The following is a 24,793-nucleotide window of genomic DNA, read 5'->3' on the forward strand; positions in this document are numbered from 1 at the left end:
CTTCTCAAAACTTGCTTTAGACAATGATAAATTGTTCTATGAATGGGGAAATGACATTTGAGAGTATTATTTGTTTTGGAGATAAATTTCAAGAGTCTTACTAGCAGGAGGTAATAAATTAAAATTGACACAGATTGTTCATTCAATCACATACAATTAATCTTACAATTCATGCTAAAATAATTAAAGAACACAGTTAAATTAATTGTAATTGTTAGCTTTCCATGTGATTCTAAAAACACCACCCATAGTGAGAAAAGAGCAAATGCTCTTTTCTTTTTTTCTTGGCTTTATTAAAAGATGGTGTTGTTTTAGTAGTGAATTTATTTTTGCTGATGGTGCTAGACTTCAGCGGGAAAAGCATGCTTCGAGCATTTGCAGCACGAATAATCTTTGAGTTGTCACACCGAAATTAACAACAGCACAATACTTTTAGAGGAAGAGAAAAAATTGTTCTCTAGAGCCGTGGAAAGGGAGCACCAAGTAGCAAAATTCAACGCAAAATTTAACATAGCCTTTTTTTTAATAAGTACAATAAGGAGGCCCCACACGAAAATTCGTGTGGGGCGGTTAAAATGAAACATATATATGGTTTAATAAAGGATTTGTGTTACATTAAGTTAATTTATTATGCGGATTGTTCCGATATTTTTCTGAATTTATTTTTAAATACTTTTTCTTGAATGTAAGGAATAACCCAGCGGTCTCCACCGAATTTACCTGCATTATAACCTGCAGCTAAGATAAAGATTGTTAATAAAACCATCCATGGATTAGAAGATACAGTTCCAGCAAACATGAATGCAAAGTTCATCATAATTCCAAAGAATGCAGCAGCAGTTGTTAGAACTCCTAGAAGTAATCCGACTCCTACTAATAACTCTCCCCAAGCGACCATAAAGCTAAATACACCGGCATTTGGTAATGCAAAGCTTTCGATAAATGCATGGTAAGTTGGATATGTTTCCATAACAGTTTCGTTATTCACAACACCAGTTAAATAGCCTTGAGCACTAAATCCGTCTGTAACTTTTCCCCATCCAGCTGTCATCCATTGCCAACCTAGATATAGACGTAGTACTGTTAAAATTCCAGCAGCAATCGTATTGTTCCGTAAAAAATTCATAAACATAATATAATACCCCTTTCGAAAAAACGATTATTTTTTTCTCCAAGATCAATTACGATTTGGAGCCCCCTCAAAAGTTATAAATAAGTTCTATGTTGTGTTTTGTCTATTAGTTGTTTGTGTGGGTTAGTGATCACTAACTAACTTAATTTCATTATAACGCTAAAAAAAAGCTATACACGGAACAAATATGAACAATACGTTTCAAACCAGTGACGAAATTGTTAACAAGTGAACAAATATAGAAAAAGAGTATATTAAGAAGGGAAATTCACCTGTATTTTCAATCAATCAATTATGCATTTTAAAGTTACGTACTTGGAATTTTTTAACGCAGATAGAGGAATTGTGAACAAGGTCTTCCTCATTTATCTTATCTGTACCTATCCATTATATTTTCTCGTTTAAAAAACGAAATAAACTTCATTTTTCGTATTATTATTAACAGATAGAATAAGGCTTTTGTTATAATAGAAAAAAACAAAGATTGGAAGATTAGTTGATGCTGCGAACATTATTTTGGTTTATTTATTTTTTCTTATATTTAATTTATTCTATTCCAAGCTTATGGAAAGCTAATGCATTGCTAAAAAAAGAAGAACTGTTCGAGCATTATAATCATGTGAAAAATATTTCTTCTAAATGGGCAAACTCACTTCTAAAAGTTGCGGGAGTGACTGTACATATACATGGGAAAGAAAATATTCCACAAAACGAAACCTGTATCATAATTTGTAATCATCAAGGAAATTTTGATATTCCGATACTTTTAGGCTCTTTAGATAGGAAATTAGGCTTTATATCGAAAGTGGAAGTGAAAAAGCTGCCGGTTATCCGATCCTGGATGAAGCATTTACATTGTGTTTTTATTGATCGAAAAAATCGTCGACAATCTATACAAGCTATTATTGAAGGAGTAAATAATTTAAAGGACGGACATGATCTCGTTATATTTCCTGAAGGGACGAGGAGTAAAGGGAAGAAAATGGCTCCATTTAAAAAAGGAAGCATTAAGCTTGCTACTCGTTCAAAAGCTACCATCCTTCCGGTAACCATTGATGGCTCCTATTTAGTTATGGAGGAGAATGGTGGTATTATTCGTCCTAACGATGTTAATCTTTATATCTCTAAACCAATTCGATTACATCAAGAAGCAGATGGTATGGACGAAAATGAATTGAAGGATATTGTTCAACAAACGATAGAAGGAAAAATAAGAAAGCAATAAAGAAATATAAAAACAGCATTTTTAATAATAAATAGAAAACTTAACTAATTAGAAAATAAATGGGGAGGAAAAACGAATGGCTATTAAAGAAACGTTTGAACAGCTTACAGCAAAAGTGAATGAAAACCCAAGTCATATTAAGGACTTTCAAGCTACATATCAATTCAATATTACAGGAGAAACTGGTGGTGTTTATCAATTAGATTTCTCAAATGAAAAAGCTATATTTTCTAATGACAAACAATTTGATCCGAAAATAACATTAGAATTGACGGAAAATGATTTTTTAAAGTTAGTAAATGGAGATCTTAATCCTACTGTAGCGTATATGACTGGTAAATTAAAAGTAAAAGGAGATTTATCGTTAGCATTAAAACTTAATACCCTACTAAAACAATATCAATAACAATAAAGAACAAAGCCTTGCCAGATAAGAAATCTGACAAGGCTTTGTTTATTTGCTCAGTGATCAACAAGGAGTTATATAAAAAATTAAAAGGTTATGCTTTTTGAAGCTCCTTCGTATATTTTTCATCAACTTTTTGTTCAATCTCTTCTAGAGCATGATCGTCTTGAAGTAAAAGCTCTTTATTTTCGTTAACTAACTCTTCGAATGTCTTATTAATTCTTCTGCGCATTTTATAATCATTCCTTTAATCTAAATTTTCTCTCAATTCAATTATATTACTTTTTACTATCAAAAGGTGTAAAACCTGTTACAAATTTGCGAACTTTCTGAATGAATACACTTTTTAAGGGATTCATATAGTTAAATAAAAGTCCGAATGTAATACAAATAGGAGGTAACTATGAATCATTTAACCTATTCTGATCCGTTCCAAACGTCTTTAGATGAAATACTATCTATTGTTAAATATGAAAGTACCGATGAATTGCTGTTTGATTATTTGAAGGTACTCGTTAGTTTAGAAACACATGAGGAAATTTTAGATAAAATGATAAAGGATGAAAGGATCCATTATGAGACGTTGAAACAAATTTATTATCAACTTACACAAAAATTACCAGAAGTTGATGCACCTGTTTTTAATATTCCAGAAAGCTATGTTGACGGATTAACAGAAATTTTACTTCGTAAGTCAAATGTACTTCAACATTATGTTGTACTTTTACAGTATTTACCTCCTATGTTAGCACCAATTATATATCCAATGATTATAAAGGAACAAACACATATGCAGTTACTTAACTATCTGATTGTGGATTACAAATGTGCGTAACAACATATCCACAATTCCCACAGCATTTTTATAAACTTATCCACAAGCAAGCCCTTTAATGTATACAAACATACCGTATATCCCTCTATTATTATCCACAACATATCTCCTTGTGGATATTTTTGTGGATTTTCTAAAAAAATTACTAAATTGTGACCAATTTGATAGCAACACATGACATTTATAAGTAATTTGGTTAAAATAATAATTAGTGGAGTGAATAGTCATTCATTTATTTCCTGTGATGAAGGGAGAAGTATTATTGTTATGGAAAAAATAGAAAAGGATATATATAAAATAACGTTACCAACACCATTTTTAGTTGGGCCTATTAATACTTATTTAATCAAAGGACAAGCGTTAACATTAGTAGATACAGGCCCCAATACAGAAGAGGCATTTCAAGTCTTAGAAAGTAACTTAATGGAGTTATGTATTGAACTAAAGGATATTGAAATAGTTATATTAACACATCATCATCCAGATCATATTGGACTACTAGAAAAGTTTTTACCTCACGCGAAGGTTTATGCTCATCCAAAGGTGAAACCTTGGTTAGATAAGGATCCAAAGTTTTTAGAGGACTTATTACAGTTTTATGGAACATTATATGAGTCCCATGGTGTACCTGAAAAATTTATTAGAGAAATAGAAAAAAAGAAAAAAGGATATTTACATTTTTCTTCTGGAGGTCATGTTGATAAAGAATTGTTAGAAGGTTCAGAAATAGAAGGTTTAAGTGAATGGTCTGTAATAGAAACTCCAGGTCATGCACAAAGTCACATTTCATTATACAGACATTCTGACGGTGTCATGCTTGCAGGAGATCATATAATTGAACATATATCTTCTAACGCAATTATTGAAGCCCCATACGGTGAAAATGAGGAACGTCCGAAAACACTTTTACAATATCGTGAATCGTTAGAGAAATGTGCACATGCAAAAATAGCATATTCTGGACATGGAAAAGCAGTAGAAAATCCGAAAAAATTAATTGGAAACCGTCTAGTTGAGCAGGATAAGAAAGGACAAAAATTTAAGCAGTTGATGGGTCGTAATCCAATCACTGCTTTTGAATTATGTAAAAGGAAATATTTACACATTTTTGAACAACAACCTGATTTAACGTTTTCCGAGACACTTGGTCATTTAGATGTGTTGGAGGAAAATGGTGAGGTTAGACAAGTCCTACTTGAGGGTATTATTCATTATCAGGTTATCTAATTTAGACTTTATAGCATTTTTTTTGTTTGTTTATTGGAATAATTGGTAAAATGTAAATAAAGATGAGCTTCTAATTGTGATAGGAGGATAAATGATATGGCTAAAGAAGAGAATAAAAAGAATTGGTTTCGTCGAGGGGTGGTTTTAGGTACAGTTGCAGCAACGATTTACATACTATCTAATAAAAAATGTCGTACAAAAATTGTAGATAGTGTATCCGATTGTAAAGAACAAACAAAACATTGGGTTACAGTTATAAAAGAGAATCGTGAACCCTTCATGCAACAAATTAAGGAATCAGGGGATAAGATTTCAAGGGTAGTTGAGGATGCATCAGAAGATATTCAAACCCTTGTAGAAACATCGAAACATATGAAGGAGCACACGCAATCCTTATTAAGAGCTCTTCAGGAAACAAAAGATGAGTTTGAATCCCTATCCTCTAGGTTAAAGTCAAATCAACTTATTGAATCAAGCGCTACGGAGCTTTTGTCTACTTCAGATGAAGATGACATAGTAGGAAAACAATAAATGAAATGAATATGTTATGGAATAGCGGGACAAGCATGAGAGTTTCACTAGAGTTTTTCAAAAAGGATCCATCATAGTAAAGAATGATGGAAAGATAATAAACAATTTATAAATATGAAAACTTGGCTGAATAGCTAAGTTTTTTCTTTTTTTAAATGATAAAATTTTCACTCTACGTAAGGTGTCTAGGAGATAGGATGTCGATGATTTAACCTTTGCCCACAGGACGTGGGCGTTCTTAGGTTAAATTGATGCGCCATCACCTCGTGTCAAATAACCTGTCCGCATAAAAAGTAAAAAGCACTTTTTAACGGCCAGAACATTACTAGATTCATAATGTTCAAATGGAATTAGTATTAGCTTTTTTAGAAAAATTTTTTTTGGTCACGCATAATTCAATGTTTTGAAAAGTAATTATAAGGTAATAAAAAGTAGTTTAAGGATTGCAGGAAAAGGATACATACCTGTACATGCTATTAAAGGAGGAATGACGTAAATGGCTTTAACAAAAGATCTAGAAGCCTTGAAGAAATTCCAATGTGATGACGGGAAGTGTGTATTGTCGTTATACTTAAACACGGATCGATCAGAACGAAATCAGCAGCAGGGAGAATGGAAGATTCGATTGAAGAATGGTCTGAAGAGACTTGAAGAGTACTTAATAGCATCTGGGAATGAAGAGCAATTAAAAAGCTACAGAATGGTACGGAAAAAAGTTGAAAAGGAAATTCGCGGAAATCAATCTAAATTAATGAAAAGTGTTGTTATATTTGCATCAGAAGAGCAGGATCTTTGGTCGGTTCATTACTTGAATCTTCCAGTAGAATCGAGCTTCCATTGGGAGAAAAAGCCTGTTCTTGATCAATTAATTGAATTACAAGAGCAATTTCCTAAGAGTGCAATTATTATGCCTAATGCGGATGAAGTAAAAATCATGGATGTAGATTTTGGTGAAATTAAAGACACAAGAGTTTATTACTTTGATATAAAAACAGAGGATTGGAAATTTAAAGATGGTTTAGCTTCAACAGAAAGAACGGCTTCAAGTGCAAATCATGTTGATGATTATCAGCAACGCTTTGAGGAAAATAGAAATCGTTTTTATAAAAAAATTGCTACAAATATTGAACGGATGAAAAAGGATCGTAACTGGGAAGCAGTATATATTGTTGGGGAACCTGATGTTGTTCATTCCTTCCAATCTCAACTTAGGGTAAAGATTAATAAGCTAGTAAAGAAAAATTTAAATAACCTAGACGCATCGAAAGTTCTATCCCAAGTATTAGATTAATATAGTCACAAAAATGTGCGGAACCTGTTTCCGCACATTTTTGTGTAATTTTCACCACAGAAGTTCCTGAACAGTAAGCATATTACACAAAAAAACCTGGATTATAGATTAATCCAGGTCACACATGATCTGTTTTTCGTTTGACAGTGACTATTAATATAAACAATACAAAAAGCAGCACGCTAATAATCATAAAAAAACTAATATTTTCGTTCCATTGAATAACACTTCCACTAAGTAATGGACCTGCTAAACTCCCAAGACTAAATGCAATTCCACACAAAAGGTTTCCTGTAGGTAACAAATTTTTAGGCATAATGTCTGTCATATAGCTTATCCCGAGAGAGAAGGTGGACCCTACTAGCATACCGGCAACAAAGATAGCTATGATCATACCTACATAATAGTGCTCTAAAAAGCTTGCTGCAGTGAAAAGGATTGCACCGAAAAGTAAACAAATGGATAATGTTCGTTGCCTTCCGAATTTGTCACTAAGAATACCTAAGGGGAGTTGAAATACAATACCCCCAAGAGAGAAAACAACTAATACAATTGAAATACTCGAAATATCAATCCCGATTCTCAAACCATAAATGGGGAATACTCCATTAAAGGACGCTTCTAAAAATCCATACCCAAGAGGAGGAAGAAAGGCAATCCAAGCATATTTTAATCCTTTTTTAAACCGTTTCATTGTTTCCATAAATGAGTTTAATTCAACTGTTTGTTCCGGAAAGTCATTCGATAGTAAAAATAGAAAAAACCAAGCAATTAAACACAGGAGAGCAGAAATAATAAAAGGGAGAGCTTCATTGATTTCAACTAACGGAGCCATTAAAGGGCCAGCAGCAAAACCAACACCGAAAAACAAACCGTACAAGCTTATATTTCTTCCCCGAGTTTCTTTTGGAGAAAAGGAAGTAATCCACGTTTGTGTCCCAAAATGCAAAGCGTTGTCTCCAATACCAATTAAAAATCGTAGAAGGAACCAAAACCAAAAGGATTTCCATAATGGAAACATAAATAAGCTAATAACAACAATTAAACCACCAATGATGATTACGGGCTTATATCCAAACTTTCTTAAGGGATGTTCCATAAATGGAGAGATGATTAAAATGCCAATATATAAAGCAGTGGCATTCAAGCCATTTAGGGTGGAAGAAACACCGTCTCCTTCAAAGATGATTGCAATTAATGGAAGAAGCATCCCTTGACTGAATCCACTTATGGCTACAATCATAATTAATATCCAAAAACGTAATTTATTCATTATTATTAGACCTCTTTTATTAATAAGTAATTTTCACTCTTCCAATTGTATAGTGTTTTGGCTTAAATTCAAGGAAAATGAACAGGTAGTATAAGATGACGAAATCCTACTATAAAGGGTACAATAGGAAATATAATTTTATTGAAGAGGAAGTGTAGCTGATGAAATTTCACATGAAGGAAAACGGTTTCGAAACATCCTTTGAATACGGAACAATACAAATTTCAGGAAATGAGGAATATGGTTTTCGTCCATATCAATTAATGGTTAGCTCTGTTGCTGTGTGTGGTGGCGGTGTCTTGAGAAAGGTACTGGAAAAACAACGGATGAAGGTCTCGGATATGACTGTAGATGCAGATGTTACGCGAGACCCCGACGCAGCAAATAAAATTACAAAAATACATTTACACTATACTATTTCAGGCGAAGATTTAAATGAAGCGAAGGTAGAAAAAGCTGTAGCTTTAGCGCAAAAAAATTGCCCAATGGCACAATCGGTAATCGGGGCAATTGAATTAACAGAAAGCTTCTCATTAAAGTAAAGTGAATAAATGTATTTCCGTTGTATGAAGCAAAGATATAAATGAAAGGGAGAAGAAGGAGGTTAGTTTGTGGGGAAAAATCAATACGATTTTACCGAAGGAAGTATTTTAAAGAAAATGATCTTTTTTTCTGGGCCAATATTTCTCACTAACCTCCTTCAAGTTTCCTATCAACTTATAGACTCATTGTGGGTTGGTAACCTTTTAGGAGCAGATGCTTTAGGGGCTATTGCCATATCAGGAACGATTATTTTTACGATACTTTCTTTTATTATTGGGATAAATAACGCGACATTGACCATTCTTTCCCAGCACAAAGGTGCAAAGAATGACGAAGGCTTAAAGGAATCACTGAATGCCTTTGTTGTCGTATTAGGAATTATGACAATTTCATTGGGGATTGTTGGTTTTTTTATGTCCCCTTATATTTTACATTGGATGGGTACTCCAGAGGATATTTTACCTTTAGCTACTACATATTTAAGAATTAATTTTATTGGGATAAGCTTTTTGTTTGGCTATAATTTTATCGCAACGGTACTTCGAGCTTTAGGTGATAGTAAAACACCGGTACGTTTTGTCATGATTGCTGTTCTATTAAACGCCATCTTTGATCCACTCTTTATCTATGTTTTTGATTTAGGGATAGCAGGGGCTGCATATGCTACAATCGTTGCACAAGGAACAGCCTTTTTTTATGGACTAATTTACTCCATTTTCCGTGCAGGTGTTCCTTTTATGATACCTCGAATGCCTCAAGGGGAATATTTTAAATCCATCTTTAAACTTGGACTACCTTCAGGATTATCCATGATGGTCATTTCAAGTGGATCGTTAGCCATTATGACTGTTGTTACTAGTTTTGGTGAAGGAGTAGTAGCGGGATTTGGTGCTGCACAACGATTAGATAGCTTAATTATGCTACCAGCAATGACTCTAGGTTCAGCAGTGAATAGTATGGCTGGTCAAAATATTGGAGCACAGCTATGGGATCGGGTATCTTCTATAGCAAAAAATGGTGTCATACTCATCTTAATCGTTTCTTTTTCTATTAGCGCAATTATCTTCGTCAGCGCAGAGTTTCTAATCAGTCTTTTTGTTCAAGATGAAAAAACAATTGCTTTTGGAAAAATGTACGTACAAACGATAGCATTTTTCTATCCATTTTTAGGCATTAATTTTGTATTAAATGGTGTCGTTCGTGCTGCTGGAGCAATGTTTCAAATATTTGTGCTGAATACTATATCCTTTTGGATACTGCGGTATCCATTCACGTACTTTTTCTCACGTTCCTTTGGTGAAGAAGGGATTCCAATGGGAATGGGGGCAAGTCTCGTTATTAGTAGTGTGATTGCATGTGCCTATTTTAGATTTGGGAAATGGAAGGAGATAAAGGTTGTAGAAAAGGAAGAACGAAACTAGTAGGAAAAGACATTTTCCCCTTTCAAACAATTTAGGAAAGTTTGGATAATTTTTGGACTTCAAGAAAAACTATGTGTACAGATTTGAAGTTTATAACGCCAAATGTGTTTGAAGGAGGCTACACTTAATGAAAAAAGCAATTGTTTGTTTTCTTCTACCAATGATTTTTTTAATGATGACGTTTACACCAGCATTGGCGGAGGAAGATAAAAAAGATGACGAGGAAAAACTAATACCAGACTCAGCTATGGATATTTCAAAGGATAATACGTATCCTAATCCAACGCAAGATCTACCGAAGCTACATCCAAGTGAATTAGCAGAAGAGCTATTGCAATCTACAGATATTACAATTGAAAACCCTGAATTAATTAAGATGTTTAATGAGTCAACCATTAAAAGCTCAAAGCTAGCAATAGGAATGAATGTATCCATTTATTTAGGGCAATGGCCATTAGCTTATGAATCAGACGAATCAAAAATAAATTGGGATTTTGAAAAGGTTAACACAAATATACTAGATAATCGCGGTGGAAATGAAGGGAAAAAGATTCACTACCATCAGGAACAGCAAAAGCGTATTAAAGGTGGATTAACTGCAGAAATTCCTAATGGAGACATGGTTCAAAAACTCATGCTTTTAAAGGCAACGGAAAAGCTTCAATTACCACTAAGCTTTTCTACAGTTATTGGCTACAATACGAAAACAGATCGTGTTTATAATGTAGCTCCTAAAACAATGGGCTATCTAGATACGTACGCACCTGCTGTTAATGAAAAAGGAAAAGTGACTTATGGTGAGGTGTACCTTCGAATGAAGGGCGACAAAAAATGGCTAGATGTTAAAAATGTTACACAACAAGGGATAGGTGCCTGGATTCCAGTTCAAGACTACGTTCATTTACGGATCCAAACAACGAAGCAGGCGAGATAACTTAAGACTAGACTATGCAGTAAAAATAATAAAACGATCGTGAAGTTTGTTAAACTCACGATCGTTTTCCTTTGTATTCACTTACCGAGTAAGTGGTAGGAAGTTGAGGCCGTGCCTCACGGTAAAGAAGACACTGTGAAGCATGAACAGATGTCGCACTTATGCCTGTGGTGAAAGCTGTCACCAGTAACGGATGAACCACTCTAGAAAAAAACATTTTCATTCTCAATGAATTCCCATTTTTATGGTTGTTCCACCCTGTTTTTCCATGGGGACAAGTTGTTGTTTCTTCACACTGAAATCCTCGTTTTTATAATATGCATTTTTCACTAATAAATTTGGACCTAGGCACTTCACTTCAGAACAATGACAGTCAATGGATTTAGCTAGGTCAGATCCTTTCCATTTTTTGAAAGCATCTTCTAACTTGGTATCCTGTATATGACCTAAAACTCCAGCATCAGCAAAATCAGTTACATTAATATTTCCATTAAAAATATCTACGTTTAAGCGGGACCTTCCATCTGGATCGTTACGAACAGTTACATTTTCCTCTTCGTATAATCGACGTAATAGCTCTTGATCTTCCTCATTTGTATTACAAGGGTAAAAAGGCAAGGTTCCAAAAAGCATCCACATATCTTTTTTTCGGTGATCCAGTAAACGATGGATACCTGAACGAATTTCAGATAGGGAGGCTACAGTAAGCTCACTTGCAAATGCTGTGGGATACATAGGGTGAACCTCGTGTCGTTCACAACCCATTTCAACTATTTGATCATGAATAGCTTCTAAATGAGGTAACGTACGTTTATTAAGCATTGTTTCCGCTGAAATCATCACTCCTTTTTCAGCTAAAGCTCTGCTATTTTCCACCATACGTTCAAAATAATCCACCCGTTGATTCATCGTTGGCTTTCGTTCCATAACTGCAAATCCAATATCACAAAAGTCTTCTACACTACCATAATTATGAGAAATGTGAAGAACGTCTAGATAAGGGATGATCATTTCATATCGTTCTAGTGGCATTGTTAAGTTGGAATTTATTTGTGTTGCTACTCCACGTTCGTGTGCATATTTCAATAAAGGAACAACGTATTCTTTTATGGATTTAATAGACATCATGGGTTCCCCACCAGTAATGCTCATAGCTTTTAATGTAGGGATTTCATCTAATCGTTTTAAAAGAAGCTCTAACGGTAGAGCTTTTGGATCTTTCGTTTGTAGAGAATAGCCAACAGCACAATGTTCACAACGCATGTTACATAAATTTGTTGTAGTAAATTCGATGTTTGTTAATGTGGTCTCTCCGTATTTCTCTATATCAAAATATGCTTCCCATGGATCGAAGGAGGGAGTAATTTTCGTTTTATTCATAAAAAAATCTCCTTTAATTAACAGGATTTCTGTTAATTATATTAATATATGTCGATTATCATGATACACGATCAATTGGAGAATGAGAATGGATAAAATCAATTTGTAATCTTTTCTATGACAAAGGTAAGATCTTTGATAGAATAGGGAAGCATACATTTAATAACGTTTTTTTGAGCTAGAAAGGAGTTTGAATATGGACGAAATAATGCAAGGGAAAGATGATAAGATGCATCTTCTTCATCAGCGAATGGATAATTTACTATCAATGCTGGATTCTATTGATCCAGAAAAAGCTGGAGTGGAGGACATTGATCGTATCATTTCCATGCTAGATGAACTAGAGAAAAAGTGCCAACAATATCGTCGTGAGTGGAATGGCGAATAATATAAAAGTGTATCTTTCACAATACCAATCCGAGTGTATAAAATATCCATTTTTACGCACTTTATAAATAGTCTTTTAAAATTAAGGAGTGGTATTTTGAAAAAGGTATTTGTAAGTATGTTAGCTGCTTTATTTTTATCTATTGGTACCTTAGGTGTAACAACAGATGTAAGTGCGGAAGAAGTGTCTGATATTCAATTAACGGAAGAACAAAAGAATGAAATGTCAGAGCTTCAAAGTGATGTTTTAGAAAAAAAGAAGGAAATCATTAATAAGTATGTAGAATACGGTGTTTTTACTTCTGAAAAAGGTGAAAAAATTAAGCAACACTTAGATAAGCATTATAGTAAGCTGGAAAAGAACGGATTCATTCCAAAATGGGACAAATTAAAAAAACAAAATGGAAATGAAGAAGATTAAAAATGGTAAATTGACACCCTGGTCTAATAAGTGGACTGGGGTGTTTTCTATGCTTTCTGTTATGATTCATAAAAGATGTATATTATACTTAAATTAGATCAAATTCAATTACTTCACAATAGGGGGTGCGTATATGGAGCTTTATCTCATAAGACATGGTCAGTCAGAAGCAAATTTAAACGGGACAATACAAGGTCAAGCGGATTATGAATTATCGAATGTAGGGAAAAGGCAGGCCGTTTTAGTTGGATGGACCATGAAAGACATTCCAATTGAAGCCATATATAGTAGTGATTTAATTAGAGCATTTTACACAGCTGAGAGCATAGCGGAACACCACGGTCTTCCAATTACAAAGTGGGAGAATATTCGAGAAGTTGCTTTAGGACCTCTTGAAGGTTTGAAAAGAAAAGAAGCATATCGTAAGTATCCTAATTTAAAAGGGGAAAATTTGATTACTTCAGGTATCCCTGGCACGGAAACAATTGAATCAATTACAAATCGATGTTCAGCTGTCTATGAGCATCTGCTAGAAAAACACATGGGTCAGAAAGTAGTTCTCGTATCCCATGGTGGATTTATCCGAATTTTCCTCACGTATTTAATGGCGAAGGAAAAGTGGAGAGAAATAGCTAGTCCATTTGTTATTGGTAATACAGGAATTACGAAGGTGAAATTGAAAGAAAATGGGAAGGTAATGTTTAGCTATGTGAATCAAACTAGTCATTTAGATAATGGGGAAGATAAACCATTGAAAGAAACATTATCCTGATGTAAGGATGCTTCACAGTGTCTTCTTTACCGCGGGAACGGCCTCAACTTTCACACTATGCATTTTGTTATACTGCTAAAGTACATGGCCCTGTCTCTGCAAGTGTTGTTCTGTTGTTATTTGCGTCGAGACAACTCGAAGTTTATTCGTGAAGCATATGCTCGTCTCAGGAGTCCCTGCCCTTCACTACTGAACCATTTCTGTTTTCAGGATAGATGAAGAAAACTATTGTCATAGTTTTTAACAAGTTTTGTACTTATCTATATTTTCTAAATAATTTCGACAACTTTAATTGATTCATAGTATACTATGAGTTGTAATGAGAAGAGGAAAGAGGAGTGTTGTCACGTGGAAAAATTTCGTCAAAGCATGTACGACTTAATCGTTGAAACATCGACAAACCTACCATACGATGTGCGACGTGCAATCCGTGAAGCAAAGGAAAAAGAAAATGCAGGGACTAGAGCAGCGTTGTCTCTCTCAACAATCACTAAAAATATTGATATGGCAGATGATAATGTATTACCTATTTGCCAAGATACAGGAATGCTAACATTTGAAATTAAAGTTCCAGTTGGTACGAACCAGCTTGAAATGGAAAAGAAAATATATGAAGCTATTCGCCAGGCAACAAAGGATGGAAAACTTCGACCAAACTCTGTAGATTCTTTAACAGGTGAAAATAGTGGAGATAATATTGGACCAGGGACACCAATCGTACATTTCCATCAATGGGAAGAGGATTACATTGACGCACGATTGATTGTTAAAGGTGGCGGCTGTGAGAACAAAAATATTCAATATAGTCTTCCAATGGAAATTGAAGGATTAGGCAGAGCTGGAAGAGATCTTGATGGTATTCGTAAATGTATTCTTCATTCTGTCTATCAAGCTCAAGGTCAGGGCTGTAGTGCAGGATTTATAGGAGTAGGAATAGGTGGAGACCGCATTTCTGGTTATGAGCTTGCAAAAAAACAGCTTTTTAGAGAAGTAAGTGACATAAACGAAAATGAAAAATTAGCTCAATTAGAAGATTATATATTAGAAAAGGGTAATACCTTAGGAATTGGAACGATGGGCTTTGGTGGAGAAGCAACACTGTTAGGTTGTAAAATTGGTGTAATGAACCGTTTACCCGCAAGCTTTTTCGTATCCGTTGCTTATAATTGTTGGGCATTCCGTCGCTTAGGTGTAACGTTAGACCCTAGATCAGGGGATATTCAACAGTGGTTATATAAAGAGGGAGAAAAAATTAGCTTTAAGGAAGATAAGGACGAGGCTGCCTCTACAGAACAAAAAGAGGAAGCACGCGAAGTTGTGCTACAAGCCCCAATCACAGAAGAACAAATTCGTGATTTAAAAGTTGGGGACGTTGTCGTTATTAATGGTGACCTTCACACTGGTCGTGATGCCATACATCATCATCTAATGGATCACGATGCACCGATCGATCTCAATGGACAAATTATTTACCACTGTGGTCCCGTTATGCTGAAGGATAAAGAAGGCCAATGGCATGTTAAAGCAGCAGGTCCTACAACGAGTATTCGAGAAGAGCCTTACCAAGGGGATATTATGAAAAAGTTTGGTATTCGTGCCGTAATAGGTAAAGGTGGTATGGGACCAAAGACGTTGAAGGCCCTTGGGGAGCATGGCGGAGTCTATCTTAATGCTATTGGTGGAGCTGCCCAATATTATGCTGACTGTATTAAAAATGTTGAAGGTGTAGATCTGATGGAATTTGGAATTCCTGAAGCAATGTGGCATTTAAAAGTTGAAGGCTTTAGAGCTATCGTAACGATGGACTCACACGGGAATAGCCTACATCAGGATGTAGACAAATCTTCTTTCGAACGATTACAAGATCATAAAGAGAAGGTATTTGCTTAATAGAGATGTGAATTTTGAGGGTGTCCTAGCAATCTAGGGCACCCTTTTGTATGAACAGAATAGGTAATAAATAATCGACAGTAGTAAAATATACCGTCTTTTACTATAAATATTAAAATAAAAACAATAAATATAATGTTAACTCTTGCTAGAATTTTATATAATTAATTGAATAGAAAAAAATTCTAAAGAAGGTGGTGAATGAAGTGCAAAAATACATTTCACATTTTTGCAGAGTTATCTTAGGGGTAATTTTTTTAGGTGCTGGAATCAATGGCTATTTTGTTATTTTTGACTTAGAGCCATTTATAGCCACTAGTCCAGAAGCAATGGCCTTATTTGAATTTGAATATTTGTTAGTATTTGAAAAAACATTAGAAGTCCTCTGTGGAATCTTATTACTACTAAATAGATTTGTTCCTTTAGCACTTGCAATTCTAGCACCTATTGTAGCAAACATATTATTACTACACGTATTCCTCGATCATTCCTTATTACCATTAGCAATTTTATTAGTAGTCCTACATGGATATTTATTATTTTATTATGGAGAAAACTTCAAAAGTATTTTTGAGAAAAAACCTTCACCAATGTAGGTTTATGAATGGGATGAAAGGTCAGATGTTATTTTTGTTAAAGATGCAATCCTTAAAAAATATATTTTTACACAAGAATTATTATTTATAAATACAACGATCTCCTCATATTTTAACTATAAATACAAAACCTATAAAAGCGAATACTGGAACTTGTTAAAAGTGTTCCAGAAAAAAATATATGAGGTGTTGATTGAAATGAAGCATCTAATGGCGTTATTTATTAAGTTTGGGATTGTTTCCGTTGTTACTTTATCTGTTTTGTCACTTTTTGAAGTCTCTGTTATGTGGATTTTATTTGTAACCTTAATCGTGATCATACCGGCTTATTTTATTGGTGATTTGTTTATTTACCCTCGATTTGGCTCTCTTGCTGCTGCCATTGGTGATCTTGGATTGTATACTATTTCACTGTGGGTGATCTTATTTTCATTTGTAGATCGGTCAGCTACGAGTTTTTTTAATGCATTCTTTGCATCTATTTTTATAACCTTTGTAGAAGCACTGTATCATGAGTTTTACATTAATCGTATGTTAAACCTGAAGCGAGTACAATGGAAGCCACAGCTTCAATTAAGAACAGAGTATGCAGAGGAAATTGATCCGAAATCAGCAGTAGATAATGAGAGAAAAAGGAATCAAGGCGATAAAAAATAAATGCTATAGAAAATAATAAATAGTCATTTCTTATGCACTGAAGCATATATTATGTCTATATAGTCCTTCTATCTAATGACATTTAATTAGGTCGGATTAATTGACATTAAATTAAATACGTTGTAGATTTATAACAACTAAAAATTATAATTTTTCATTTTCTTATCCAGAGAGGTGGAGGGACTGGCCCAACGAAGCCTCGGCAACAGGTATATGCCTTTTTATATACACTGTGCCAAATCCAGCAAGCAGAGGAATGCTTGAAAGATAAGGAGAGTACGCATGTGTATGTTTAAAAACCTCTTCTTATCAGAAGCGGTTTTTATTTATTATACAAGGATAGTTAGGTAATCTCACAAGAATCTAAATGAACAAAATCATAGTATTAACTGTAAATAAAATCGCAACAAGGTTGTAAATGAGACATTTGGAGGTGAAGGTCAACTAAAACACTGTTGATGTATTTGTTTGAGGACTGATGGAACATGGGGAATAGTCTCTGTGACAGAGGGATGTAAATATTTAATATGGGAGGGATGATAAATGTCAAAAATGATTCAAGATGCTATTAAATTAAAAAGAAAGTATTTAATCAATCAATTATTACAGCTTGGAACATATAAAAAAGATGATCAACACCTTTATGAATTGACACTATCTCAGCTTGAGGAAGAAATAAAAGCTATAGATGAACAAAAGGTTTAATGCAAAAAACTCGATTTCTCTATTTAAATAGAGGATCGAGTTTTTCCTATTATAGATACTAAATTAATTAGTTGCTGAGTGTTCGAAGGATTTGACTGCTACATTATCTGGTTTAACATTTAATTTTAAAGTAACTTTTCCAAGTGAACTTTTCGTTTTTTCATCAAATGGAAAAACCTCTAATGTGACATCGAACTCATAAGTACGATCTACGTTTTCCCATGAGTAGTGTCGGATTTGTTCTACTTCAACAATTTCTACTTCAGATAAATTAAATTGAACCTGATTTTCAAAATTGTTATTTAAACTTTCATTAATATAAGGAGAAAGATTTTTTAGGAAAGCATCAGAAAGTGGATCAGCACCTTTGGCTACTGAATATGTATGAATGTTTAATAATAGGAAAATTTGAATCAGGAATGATACGGTAACTATTTTTTTCATATGCATCACCATGTGTTGTTTGTTTTGTATTAGTGTTGGATGAATAAACGAAAAATAAACATAGTTATAGATGATTGGAATTTTAATGGAATATAGTTTCTACTTTGTATAGCGATTTGCATACGTGCTTGCCACAAATGATTCAGGCTTAATTTTAGGCTCAAGCCCCATTGATTCGATTCTAGAAACCATTTCTCTTACATACATCCTCGTTTTGTTTTGACTTCTACAGCCAATGTCAATGTGTCCTTCAATTGTAAAAGTAGCCCCTTTATACACATGTGGTAATACAAGGTTAATTAATGTTTCTTTCCTTTCATCTGTAAACATGGACGCGATTTCTTCAGTTAACGAGGTTTCATATGAAATTTTTTCATGAAGATTATTAATCTGTCTTGGAATAGAAACCTTTCTTAAACATGCCCAAGCACCTTTTCGTTCCCTTTGAATGACGATTCCAGTCACAAATCGTGTATAAGTAGCGTGTACTTGACTATCTGTTCCAAACATTAACCGGTAATTTCCCTTTGGATCTTTTTTCATAAATTGAACAATTCGTTCAAATACCTCTTCAAATGTCATATTCTTTTCCTTTAAATTTTCAAATGAATAATTTAGAGCCTGTAACTTTTTCATAAAGCTACACCTACCTCTTTCCTTTCTAGTTAAATTTAGGATGGATAAAAACTGAAATTTTAAACCACTTTTTTATTGAAATATAAAAACACTTTAATTGTGCTTCTACTTTTTACACTGATTACTCTTTATAAACTGTTACTTCATCATATGTTTGCAGAAACAAGTTAGTGAAGGATAAAACTCGTACAATTAATTAGTGCAGGATTAACTTGCTTTTTCCTATTAAATAAAATGAATGTGTTTCACTTGATCTATCTATATGCACCTATATATAGATTATTAAACAAGGTTTAATGGGGGTTAGTCCATTGTAAATGGAAATAGAATTAGCGTTGTTAGTGTTTTATAAGGGGGGGCTTACATAATACTTTCCCAAACTCATTCAAGCTCTCGAAGTGAACCGAGTTCAAATATGCAGATTTTAGATGTATAAAAACTAAGTCATATCAAGATAGCCTAATTTTATTTTTTCGTCATCTTGAAACAAATGACATTACAAGAACGTCTATATAGGGAGAGGTGAGAATGATAGTAAATACATAAATAAAAAATGAATTTAAGAGGGGAGAATATTACAATGAAGCTAGGTTTCGGTTATAAAATATTTTTAAGTATAGCACTTCTGTTCTTATTTGTGATTTTTGGTTTTATTGGTTCTGCTTTTACGCTACTCGTATGGGGACAGCCATTTTTAAATATCTTACTCATCATTCTTCTTGTAGCTATTTATATCTTTTTTATATTAGGTATATTCAAATTGATAAAACCGAAGCCATTAAAAATCGCCATTATTAGTTTTTTTTCAGTCTTTCTTGTTGTTTTTATTAGTTTTCAGATAAAAGAAGCTCATGAAGCAAACTTAGCCACTGTAAACGATCAAGGGGTCAATTTGTATGAATATCAGCCCTTTAAGGAGGATACAAAATCAGTTTCATTAGAAGAATCGTCATTTTCAATTACTGACAACATCCCAATATTAGACGGTGCTACTGCTTTATATCCTGTGTATGCAGCCTTTGCCCAAGCTACTTATCCAGAACGAGATTATGATGTGTATCATAGTGAGATAATATCTAGTACGACTCCTGAAGCCTATAAAAGGCTGATGAATGGAGATGCTGACATTATTTTTGCAGCAGGGCCATCTCAACGACAATTGCAGGAGGCCGAAAGAGCAGGGGTAGAGCTTGAATTAACTCCAATAGGTAGAGAAGCATTTGTTTTTTTTGTAAATGAAAGAAACCCAGTAGATTCTCTGTCCATTGAACAAATTCAAAAGATTTATTCAGGAGAAATTACGAATTGGAGTGAGGTTGGTGGGAATAATGAAACCATTCGTCCCTTCCAAAGACCAAATGACAGTGGGAGTCAAACGGCACTAGAAAATTTAATGGGAGACATTCCATTAATGACTCCTCCTACAGAAGATATTGTTTCAGGAATGGGAGGGATCATTTCACAGACCTCTAGCTACCGTAACCATCGAAATGCTTTAGGCTATTCCTTCCGTTACTTTTCAACAGAAATGGTTCAAGAAGGGGAAATTAAACACCTTGCGGTTGATGAGGTGTATCCAGATAAAGAAGCGATTCGTAGTGATAAGTACCCGATTGCTGCTGAATTTTATGCAATTACTGCGGGCAGTGATAATCCTAATATTGCTGAGTTTATTGAATGGATTCTTTCTGAGCAGGGGCAGCGTATTATTGAAAAAACGGGGTATGTACCGGTTAAGGAATTTTAGATCCTTGCATAAAGCATTTTAGAAAAATTGATATGCAAATGCTCTAAACTGTAGTAGAAATCATTCGTAAACACATTATGTACAACCTTTTGAAATAAATGTTAAGAAAGAATATCCAATTAAGGGTATAAAAAAATTGTTTAATGTCCATATTAAGCAAGCAAGGTTATTTTGCAATAAACGTATTTGCTACACGCAAGGAGGAAATTGAAAAGATGGAACATGGAAAAGTAAAATGGTTCAACAGTGAAAAAGGCTTTGGATTTATTGAGAGAGATGGCGGTGACGACGTATTCGTTCACTTCTCCGCAATCCAAGGTGAAGGGTTCAAATCATTAGACGAAGGTCAAGAAGTTACGTTTGAAATTGAAGAAGGTCAACGTGGACCTCAAGCAACAAACGTAAATAAAGCATAATAATGATAACTGAAGCCATAACAGACTCTAATTTTTAGAGTCTGTTTTTATTTGCTTATAATCCGTCCCACCTTACTCTCAAAAAAAACAATTCCTCACGTATGAAATTTACGTAAATATAAAAACTAAGGAATAGGAATTGAATCAATAAGGAGAAACGAAGGTGATCACACATGTTCAAAGTAAGGCATGTCCTATTAATAGCAAAAATAACCATCATTTTAGTTACGATCGCTTTTACATCAAGTATTACAATAACAACAGAAGCAACAGTCCACGGAGAATCACTAAGTAATAAAGAGCACCACTGGAGTTTTAACCCATCAAAAAACAATGAACCAGCATCAACAGAACCCCTTTATGAACAACTGTTAGCAAAATATGGGGGCTATTATATTGGAGATACTTCAGAAAAAGAGCTATATTTAACATTCGATAACGGGTACGAAAATGGATACACAGCAAGCATACTAGATACCTTAAAAGAAAAAGGGGTTCCAGCAACCTTTTTTGTTACAGGACATTATTTAAAAAATGAACAAGAGCTAATAAATCGAATGGTAGAGGAAGGACATATAATTGGAAACCACTCTTACCATCATCCAAGCCTACCTGCAGTATCGGACGAACGACTTACAAAAGAATTAGAAAGCCTTCGTGAGCTATATGAGGAATTAACTGGCCGAACGGATATGCGCTATCTTCGACCACCAAGAGGGACATTTAGTGAACGTTCATTAGCTATGTCATCTCAATTAGGATACATTAATGTCTTCTGGTCCTTTGCCTATAAAGATTGGGAAAAAGACAACCAAAAGGGTGCACAATATGCATATGACAACATAATGAAGCGGGTCCATCCAGGAGCCATAATGCTACTTCATTCCGTTTCGAGTGACAATGCTGAAGCACTTCCAAAGGTAATAGATGATCTTAAAGAGCAGGGTTACACATTCAAAAGCCTTGATGACTTAACGATTAATAAAGGCATTTTTGGAAAACAATAAGAGTCTTGAATAAATGAAAAACCTCCTTGGGAATTAATATAAGGAGGTTTTTTCATTTATTCAATTTAGTTGGCGAAACCCATCTCTCCAATTGCCTCAGCAATTGTTTCTAGTGTTGTTACATCCGTTACATCAAAGGCAATGGCCTCACGAGTACGAACAACTAAAACACCTAAGTTATCCTGATCAGTTGTTTTAATAGGGAATTTTAACTCACTGTTTGATTCCCATGTTAAATCATTTTCATCATCAGAAGAAGCCATAAGACGAACCTCTGAAACGTTTTCGTAAAAATAAATACCTGCCCAATGAATGTACGGTACTTGCTCTACTAAGCTATTAACCGTTTTCTCTAAAATTTCCTGCAGGTTTTTCTTTTTATATACCTCAGCCATAATTTGTAGTGAGGCTACATCAGTTGGAATTGACACAATCCATCTCTCCCTTTATAAAATCTCGCAAATCTATTCTAACAAAGGTCAATGAAAAAAGGGTATGCCAAGTTAAGGAAGAAAAAGAATTATGATAAAATATGGTCAAAGAAAGGCGGTGTACCTATGGATAGACAGATTTCAGTAAAGGGACCTTATAATTTTTTCCAAGCATTAAAACGATTAAAGATTGATCCCTTAAACGACATTGATTTTGAAAAACAGGCCATAAAGATACCACTTATAATTAACGAAAAACCGGTTGTTGTTCGATTACAGCAAATTGGAACAGTTGAAGCTCCAATTTTTCGTATAGTGACGTTTACGAATATAGAGAAAGCGGAAGAGGCGGAAGTATTCTGTCAATTAGAACGGATCTTTCATTGGGACGTTCCATTAGAAGATGTGTATCACTATTTTAAAGAAACGGACTTGGGAGCACTTTTTGAACGATACCGGGGCACACCATTCGTCTGTGATTTTAACCTTTATGGCAGTTTAATGAAAACGATTATTCATCAGCAGCTCAATATGGCATTTGCTTACGAATTGTCGAAGCGATTTGTTATGAATTTCGGTCAGGAAATAGATGGTGTATGGTTTTACCCTTCACCGGAAACTGTTAGTAAGCTTAAAGTGGAGGAGTTACGGGAGCTACAATTTAGTCAGAGGAAGGCAGAGTATGTTATTGATACATCAAAGCTAATTGCCAACAACCAGCTTCATTTAGATAGCATGAGAACTTTAGAAGATGAGGAAGTAATTGAAAAACTAGTAGCTATCCGAGGAATTGGACGGTGGACGGCAGAATGCTTTCTCATGTTTGGCCTAGGGCGAATGGATTTGTTTCCTATTCAGGATATTGGTATTCAAAACGGACTGAAAAAATACTTTCAATTGAACATAAAGCCAACAAAGGAGGACATGCTACAGAAATCGGAAGCATGGAAGCCATATCGAACCTATACTTCTCTATATTTATGGGAAAGCATTGAAACAGACTAAATATAACTATAGTGGTAATAGTCCCCATTTACTTGAATAATTGTCAAGCTTTTGAATTAACCTAACTCTATAACATATAGGCTGCAAGTTAAGTGGGGATATGAATGACAATGAGTGGACAAAACTATAAAGATATTCGATTTAAAAAGGGAGCACTTACACCAACAAATGCGAATATTGCACAATTTAGAAATCCTACAGTTGTTATGTGGTGGTCAGCTGCAATTCCAGGCTACGGACATGTGATGTTGGGGAAGTATATAAAAGGCTTCTTACTTATTGTTTGGGAATTCGTAGTAAATGTGAACTCAAAATTAAATACCGCCATATTATATTCCTTTACAGGACAGTTTGATGAAGCTATCCAAGTTCTTGATACAGATTGGATTTTATTGTATGTACCTGTTTACATATATGGTATTTGGGATAGTAGAAGAGTTACGATTGATCAAAATAAGTTTGCCCTTCTTTCCGATTTGACAGGATCAGCATCGGAGGTTGAGCTCCTTTCTTATTCCTCTTTGGAAAAAAACTATCTCGATAAAAGAAAACCTTGGCTTGCGGTATTTTGGTCGTTTATTACCCCAGGATTAGGGCATCTTTATTTAAATCGACTTCCTTCAGGCTTTTATATATTAGTTTGGTTTATGGTAGTGCTTTATTTTTCTGCAACGCTACAAGCAATCCATTACACGTTTTTAGGGGAGTTTCAAGCAGCCTTAGAGGTTGTAAATCCACAATGGATAATATTTTTACCTTCCATGTACTGCTTTGCGCCATATGATGCCTATATGCAATGTGATAGCTTTAATAAAATATTGGCGAAGCAGCAAAGCTTTTATTTAATGAAAGAATATCAAAAAGCAGCATTTAAAAAGAATACATATTTATTAACAGAAAGAGATGGGTATATGAACGTCATAGCATCCTTTGATCATTCCATGTATATAGAAATGGCAATTAAAGAAATTGAAAAACATGGTATTGGGAAAGAAAATATTTATGCCATACCTCTACAAGAAAAGAAAAAGCCTAAGAAAAATAGTGAAATCATCCGTGGAGCCGGCTTTTCCTTATTTGATGGAACCTTCGCATTTGGAACAGTCTTTTCCTTATTTGGGGTTGTGTATGGATTTGTTTTACCAGGGGGGCCTGTACTGTGGGGCCTTGGTGGTTTGTTTCTAGGTTTAGGAGTTGGCTTCCTTCTTGATTTATGGGTGCGAAAAAAAGAAATGAAGAGGAAGAAGAAACGAGGGGAAGGTGGCGAGGTAATGCTCGTCGTCCATTGTAAAGAGGAGCAGGTTACGTTAGTTAAAGAAATTCTCTTTGATCACTTTACACTCGGTTTACATGTTATTGAAGAACAATTTAAGGATGGCGTTTATTAGGTAGACATCCCATGTAGGTGAAGTGAAACTTGCACCATGGGGGATGAAAATATTCTTTCACAGCAATCGCATCTTATGATTTTGTAGCTTTGC

Annotated in this window: 28 protein-coding genes and 1 riboswitch; of the genes, 21 read left to right on the forward strand and 7 right to left on the reverse strand. The window is 34.4% G+C overall.

The features are described from left to right. Positions 1–628: 628 nt before the first annotated feature. Positions 629–1,132 (reverse strand): DoxX family membrane protein, encoded by a 504-nt coding sequence (locus tag QA612_RS01315; RefSeq protein ID WP_278281926.1) that lies wholly within the window; start codon positions 1,130–1,132, stop codon positions 629–631. Positions 1,133–1,631: 499 nt separating this feature from the next. Here QA612_RS01315 and QA612_RS01320 point away from each other — a divergent pair, with 499 nt between their 5' ends. Both QA612_RS01320 and QA612_RS01325 read left to right on the forward strand, forming a co-directional pair. Beyond that, positions 1,632–2,357 (forward strand): lysophospholipid acyltransferase family protein, encoded by a 726-nt coding sequence (locus QA612_RS01320; protein WP_278281927.1) that lies wholly within the window; start codon positions 1,632–1,634, stop codon positions 2,355–2,357. Positions 2,358–2,433: 76 nt separating this feature from the next. Then, positions 2,434–2,763 carry an SCP2 sterol-binding domain-containing protein gene (locus tag QA612_RS01325; protein WP_278281928.1) on the forward strand — a complete coding sequence of 110 codons (330 nt, stop codon included), beginning with the start codon at positions 2,434–2,436 and terminating at the stop codon, positions 2,761–2,763. A 94-nt stretch (positions 2,764–2,857) separates the two neighbouring features. On the opposite strand, the gene QA612_RS01330 is transcribed toward QA612_RS01325, so the two are convergent. After that, the gene (locus QA612_RS01330; protein ID WP_278281929.1) at positions 2,858–2,995 is read right to left on the reverse strand and encodes an FbpB family small basic protein; all 138 of its coding nucleotides are present in this window, start codon (positions 2,993–2,995) and stop codon (positions 2,858–2,860) included. A gap of 171 nt (positions 2,996–3,166) precedes the next feature. On the opposite strand from QA612_RS01330, the gene QA612_RS01335 reads away from it, so the two are divergent. From QA612_RS01335 to QA612_RS01350, 4 genes are all read left to right on the forward strand, one after another. Next, complete coding sequence (locus tag QA612_RS01335; protein ID WP_278281930.1) at positions 3,167–3,598, forward strand: ferritin family protein; 432 nt, start codon at positions 3,167–3,169, stop codon at positions 3,596–3,598. Between the two features lie 267 nt (positions 3,599–3,865). Beyond that, on the forward strand, positions 3,866–4,825 hold the full coding sequence (locus tag QA612_RS01340; protein ID WP_278281931.1) for an MBL fold metallo-hydrolase: 960 nt from the start codon (positions 3,866–3,868) through the stop codon (positions 4,823–4,825). A 96-nt stretch (positions 4,826–4,921) separates the two neighbouring features. Continuing rightward, complete coding sequence (locus QA612_RS01345; RefSeq protein ID WP_278281932.1) at positions 4,922–5,356, forward strand: hypothetical protein; 435 nt, start codon at positions 4,922–4,924, stop codon at positions 5,354–5,356. Between the two features lie 496 nt (positions 5,357–5,852). Next, positions 5,853–6,647 (forward strand): VLRF1 family aeRF1-type release factor, encoded by a 795-nt coding sequence (locus tag QA612_RS01350; protein WP_278281933.1) that lies wholly within the window; start codon positions 5,853–5,855, stop codon positions 6,645–6,647. A gap of 118 nt (positions 6,648–6,765) precedes the next feature. On the opposite strand, the gene QA612_RS01355 is transcribed toward QA612_RS01350, so the two are convergent. Continuing rightward, complete coding sequence (locus QA612_RS01355; protein WP_278281934.1) at positions 6,766–7,920, reverse strand: MFS transporter; 1,155 nt, start codon at positions 7,918–7,920, stop codon at positions 6,766–6,768. Positions 7,921–8,081: 161 nt separating this feature from the next. On the opposite strand from QA612_RS01355, the gene QA612_RS01360 reads away from it, so the two are divergent. The 3 genes from QA612_RS01360 (at position 8,082) to QA612_RS01370 (ending at position 10,818) form a co-directional block, all read left to right on the forward strand. After that, on the forward strand, positions 8,082–8,462 hold the full coding sequence (locus QA612_RS01360) for an OsmC family protein (protein WP_278281935.1): 381 nt from the start codon (positions 8,082–8,084) through the stop codon (positions 8,460–8,462). Between the two features lie 69 nt (positions 8,463–8,531). Beyond that, on the forward strand, positions 8,532–9,884 hold the full coding sequence (locus tag QA612_RS01365; protein WP_278281936.1) for an MATE family efflux transporter: 1,353 nt from the start codon (positions 8,532–8,534) through the stop codon (positions 9,882–9,884). A gap of 127 nt (positions 9,885–10,011) precedes the next feature. Further along, positions 10,012–10,818 carry a YfkD famly protein gene (locus QA612_RS01370; protein WP_278281937.1) on the forward strand — a complete coding sequence of 269 codons (807 nt, stop codon included), beginning with the start codon at positions 10,012–10,014 and terminating at the stop codon, positions 10,816–10,818. 225 nt (positions 10,819–11,043) lie between these two features. Here QA612_RS01370 and yfkAB read toward each other — a convergent pair whose 3' ends face one another. Continuing rightward, positions 11,044–12,198, reverse strand: a complete 1,155-nt coding sequence (yfkAB, locus tag QA612_RS01375) for a radical SAM/CxCxxxxC motif protein YfkAB (RefSeq protein WP_278281938.1) — start codon at positions 12,196–12,198, stop codon at positions 11,044–11,046. 196 nt (positions 12,199–12,394) lie between these two features. Here yfkAB and QA612_RS01380 point away from each other — a divergent pair, with 196 nt between their 5' ends. The 7 genes from QA612_RS01380 to QA612_RS01410 all read left to right on the forward strand — a co-directional run bounded on the left by QA612_RS01380 (position 12,395) and on the right by QA612_RS01410 (position 17,626). Beyond that, positions 12,395–12,586, forward strand: coding sequence for an SE1561 family protein (locus tag QA612_RS01380; RefSeq protein ID WP_278281939.1), 192 nt, complete (start codon positions 12,395–12,397; stop codon positions 12,584–12,586). A 96-nt stretch (positions 12,587–12,682) separates the two neighbouring features. Further along, a complete protein-coding gene (locus QA612_RS01385) occupies positions 12,683–13,006 on the forward strand; it encodes a YckD family protein (RefSeq protein WP_278281940.1) in 324 nt (107 codons plus the stop codon). Between the two features lie 133 nt (positions 13,007–13,139). Beyond that, positions 13,140–13,778: a histidine phosphatase family protein gene (locus QA612_RS01390; protein ID WP_278281941.1), complete on the forward strand. Its 639-nt coding sequence runs from the start codon at positions 13,140–13,142 to the stop codon at positions 13,776–13,778. Positions 13,779–14,126: 348 nt separating this feature from the next. Next, positions 14,127–15,668, forward strand: a complete 1,542-nt coding sequence (locus tag QA612_RS01395; protein WP_278281942.1) for a fumarate hydratase — start codon at positions 14,127–14,129, stop codon at positions 15,666–15,668. A gap of 206 nt (positions 15,669–15,874) precedes the next feature. After that, a complete protein-coding gene (locus tag QA612_RS01400; RefSeq protein WP_278281943.1) occupies positions 15,875–16,264 on the forward strand; it encodes a DoxX family membrane protein in 390 nt (129 codons plus the stop codon). A gap of 198 nt (positions 16,265–16,462) precedes the next feature. Next, the gene (locus QA612_RS01405; RefSeq protein ID WP_278281944.1) at positions 16,463–16,921 is read left to right on the forward strand and encodes a DUF2512 family protein; all 459 of its coding nucleotides are present in this window, start codon (positions 16,463–16,465) and stop codon (positions 16,919–16,921) included. A gap of 159 nt (positions 16,922–17,080) precedes the next feature. Continuing rightward, positions 17,081–17,195, forward strand: a riboswitch (SAM riboswitch). A 269-nt stretch (positions 17,196–17,464) separates the two neighbouring features. Next, a complete protein-coding gene (locus tag QA612_RS01410) occupies positions 17,465–17,626 on the forward strand; it encodes a Fur-regulated basic protein FbpA (RefSeq protein ID WP_278281945.1) in 162 nt (53 codons plus the stop codon). A gap of 63 nt (positions 17,627–17,689) precedes the next feature. Here the strand turns inward: QA612_RS01410 and QA612_RS01415 are convergent, their stop codons facing one another. After that, positions 17,690–18,070 (reverse strand): DUF3888 domain-containing protein, encoded by a 381-nt coding sequence (locus QA612_RS01415; protein WP_278281946.1) that lies wholly within the window; start codon positions 18,068–18,070, stop codon positions 17,690–17,692. A 99-nt stretch (positions 18,071–18,169) separates the two neighbouring features. Continuing rightward, positions 18,170–18,706, reverse strand: a complete 537-nt coding sequence (locus QA612_RS01420; RefSeq protein WP_278281947.1) for a ribonuclease H-like YkuK family protein — start codon at positions 18,704–18,706, stop codon at positions 18,170–18,172. A 580-nt stretch (positions 18,707–19,286) separates the two neighbouring features. Here QA612_RS01420 and QA612_RS01425 point away from each other — a divergent pair. The 3 genes from QA612_RS01425 (at position 19,287) to pdaA (ending at position 21,876) form a co-directional block, all read left to right on the forward strand. Then, complete coding sequence (locus tag QA612_RS01425) at positions 19,287–20,453, forward strand: PstS family phosphate ABC transporter substrate-binding protein (protein ID WP_278281948.1); 1,167 nt, start codon at positions 19,287–19,289, stop codon at positions 20,451–20,453. Positions 20,454–20,668: 215 nt separating this feature from the next. Then, positions 20,669–20,869 carry a cold-shock protein gene (locus QA612_RS01430; protein WP_278281949.1) on the forward strand — a complete coding sequence of 67 codons (201 nt, stop codon included), beginning with the start codon at positions 20,669–20,671 and terminating at the stop codon, positions 20,867–20,869. A gap of 173 nt (positions 20,870–21,042) precedes the next feature. Continuing rightward, positions 21,043–21,876, forward strand: coding sequence for a delta-lactam-biosynthetic de-N-acetylase (gene pdaA / locus QA612_RS01435; protein ID WP_278281950.1), 834 nt, complete (start codon positions 21,043–21,045; stop codon positions 21,874–21,876). Between the two features lie 65 nt (positions 21,877–21,941). Here the strand turns inward: pdaA and QA612_RS01440 are convergent, their stop codons facing one another. After that, entirely contained in the window at positions 21,942–22,307 is a 366-nt protein-coding gene (locus tag QA612_RS01440; RefSeq protein ID WP_278281951.1) for a GAF domain-containing protein, read from the reverse strand. A 126-nt stretch (positions 22,308–22,433) separates the two neighbouring features. Between QA612_RS01440 and QA612_RS01445 the strand changes: the two genes are divergently transcribed. Together QA612_RS01445 and QA612_RS01450 are read left to right on the forward strand one after the other, a co-directional pair. Beyond that, positions 22,434–23,312 carry a DNA-3-methyladenine glycosylase family protein gene (locus tag QA612_RS01445; RefSeq protein WP_278281952.1) on the forward strand — a complete coding sequence of 293 codons (879 nt, stop codon included), beginning with the start codon at positions 22,434–22,436 and terminating at the stop codon, positions 23,310–23,312. Positions 23,313–23,416: 104 nt separating this feature from the next. Beyond that, positions 23,417–24,700: a hypothetical protein gene (locus tag QA612_RS01450; protein WP_278281953.1), complete on the forward strand. Its 1,284-nt coding sequence runs from the start codon at positions 23,417–23,419 to the stop codon at positions 24,698–24,700. Positions 24,701–24,793: the final 93 nt, after the last annotated feature.

It is taken from the genome of Evansella sp. AB-P1, assembly GCF_029688925.1.
In the GTDB taxonomy this organism is placed as follows: domain Bacteria; phylum Bacillota; class Bacilli; order Bacillales; family Salisediminibacteriaceae; genus Evansella.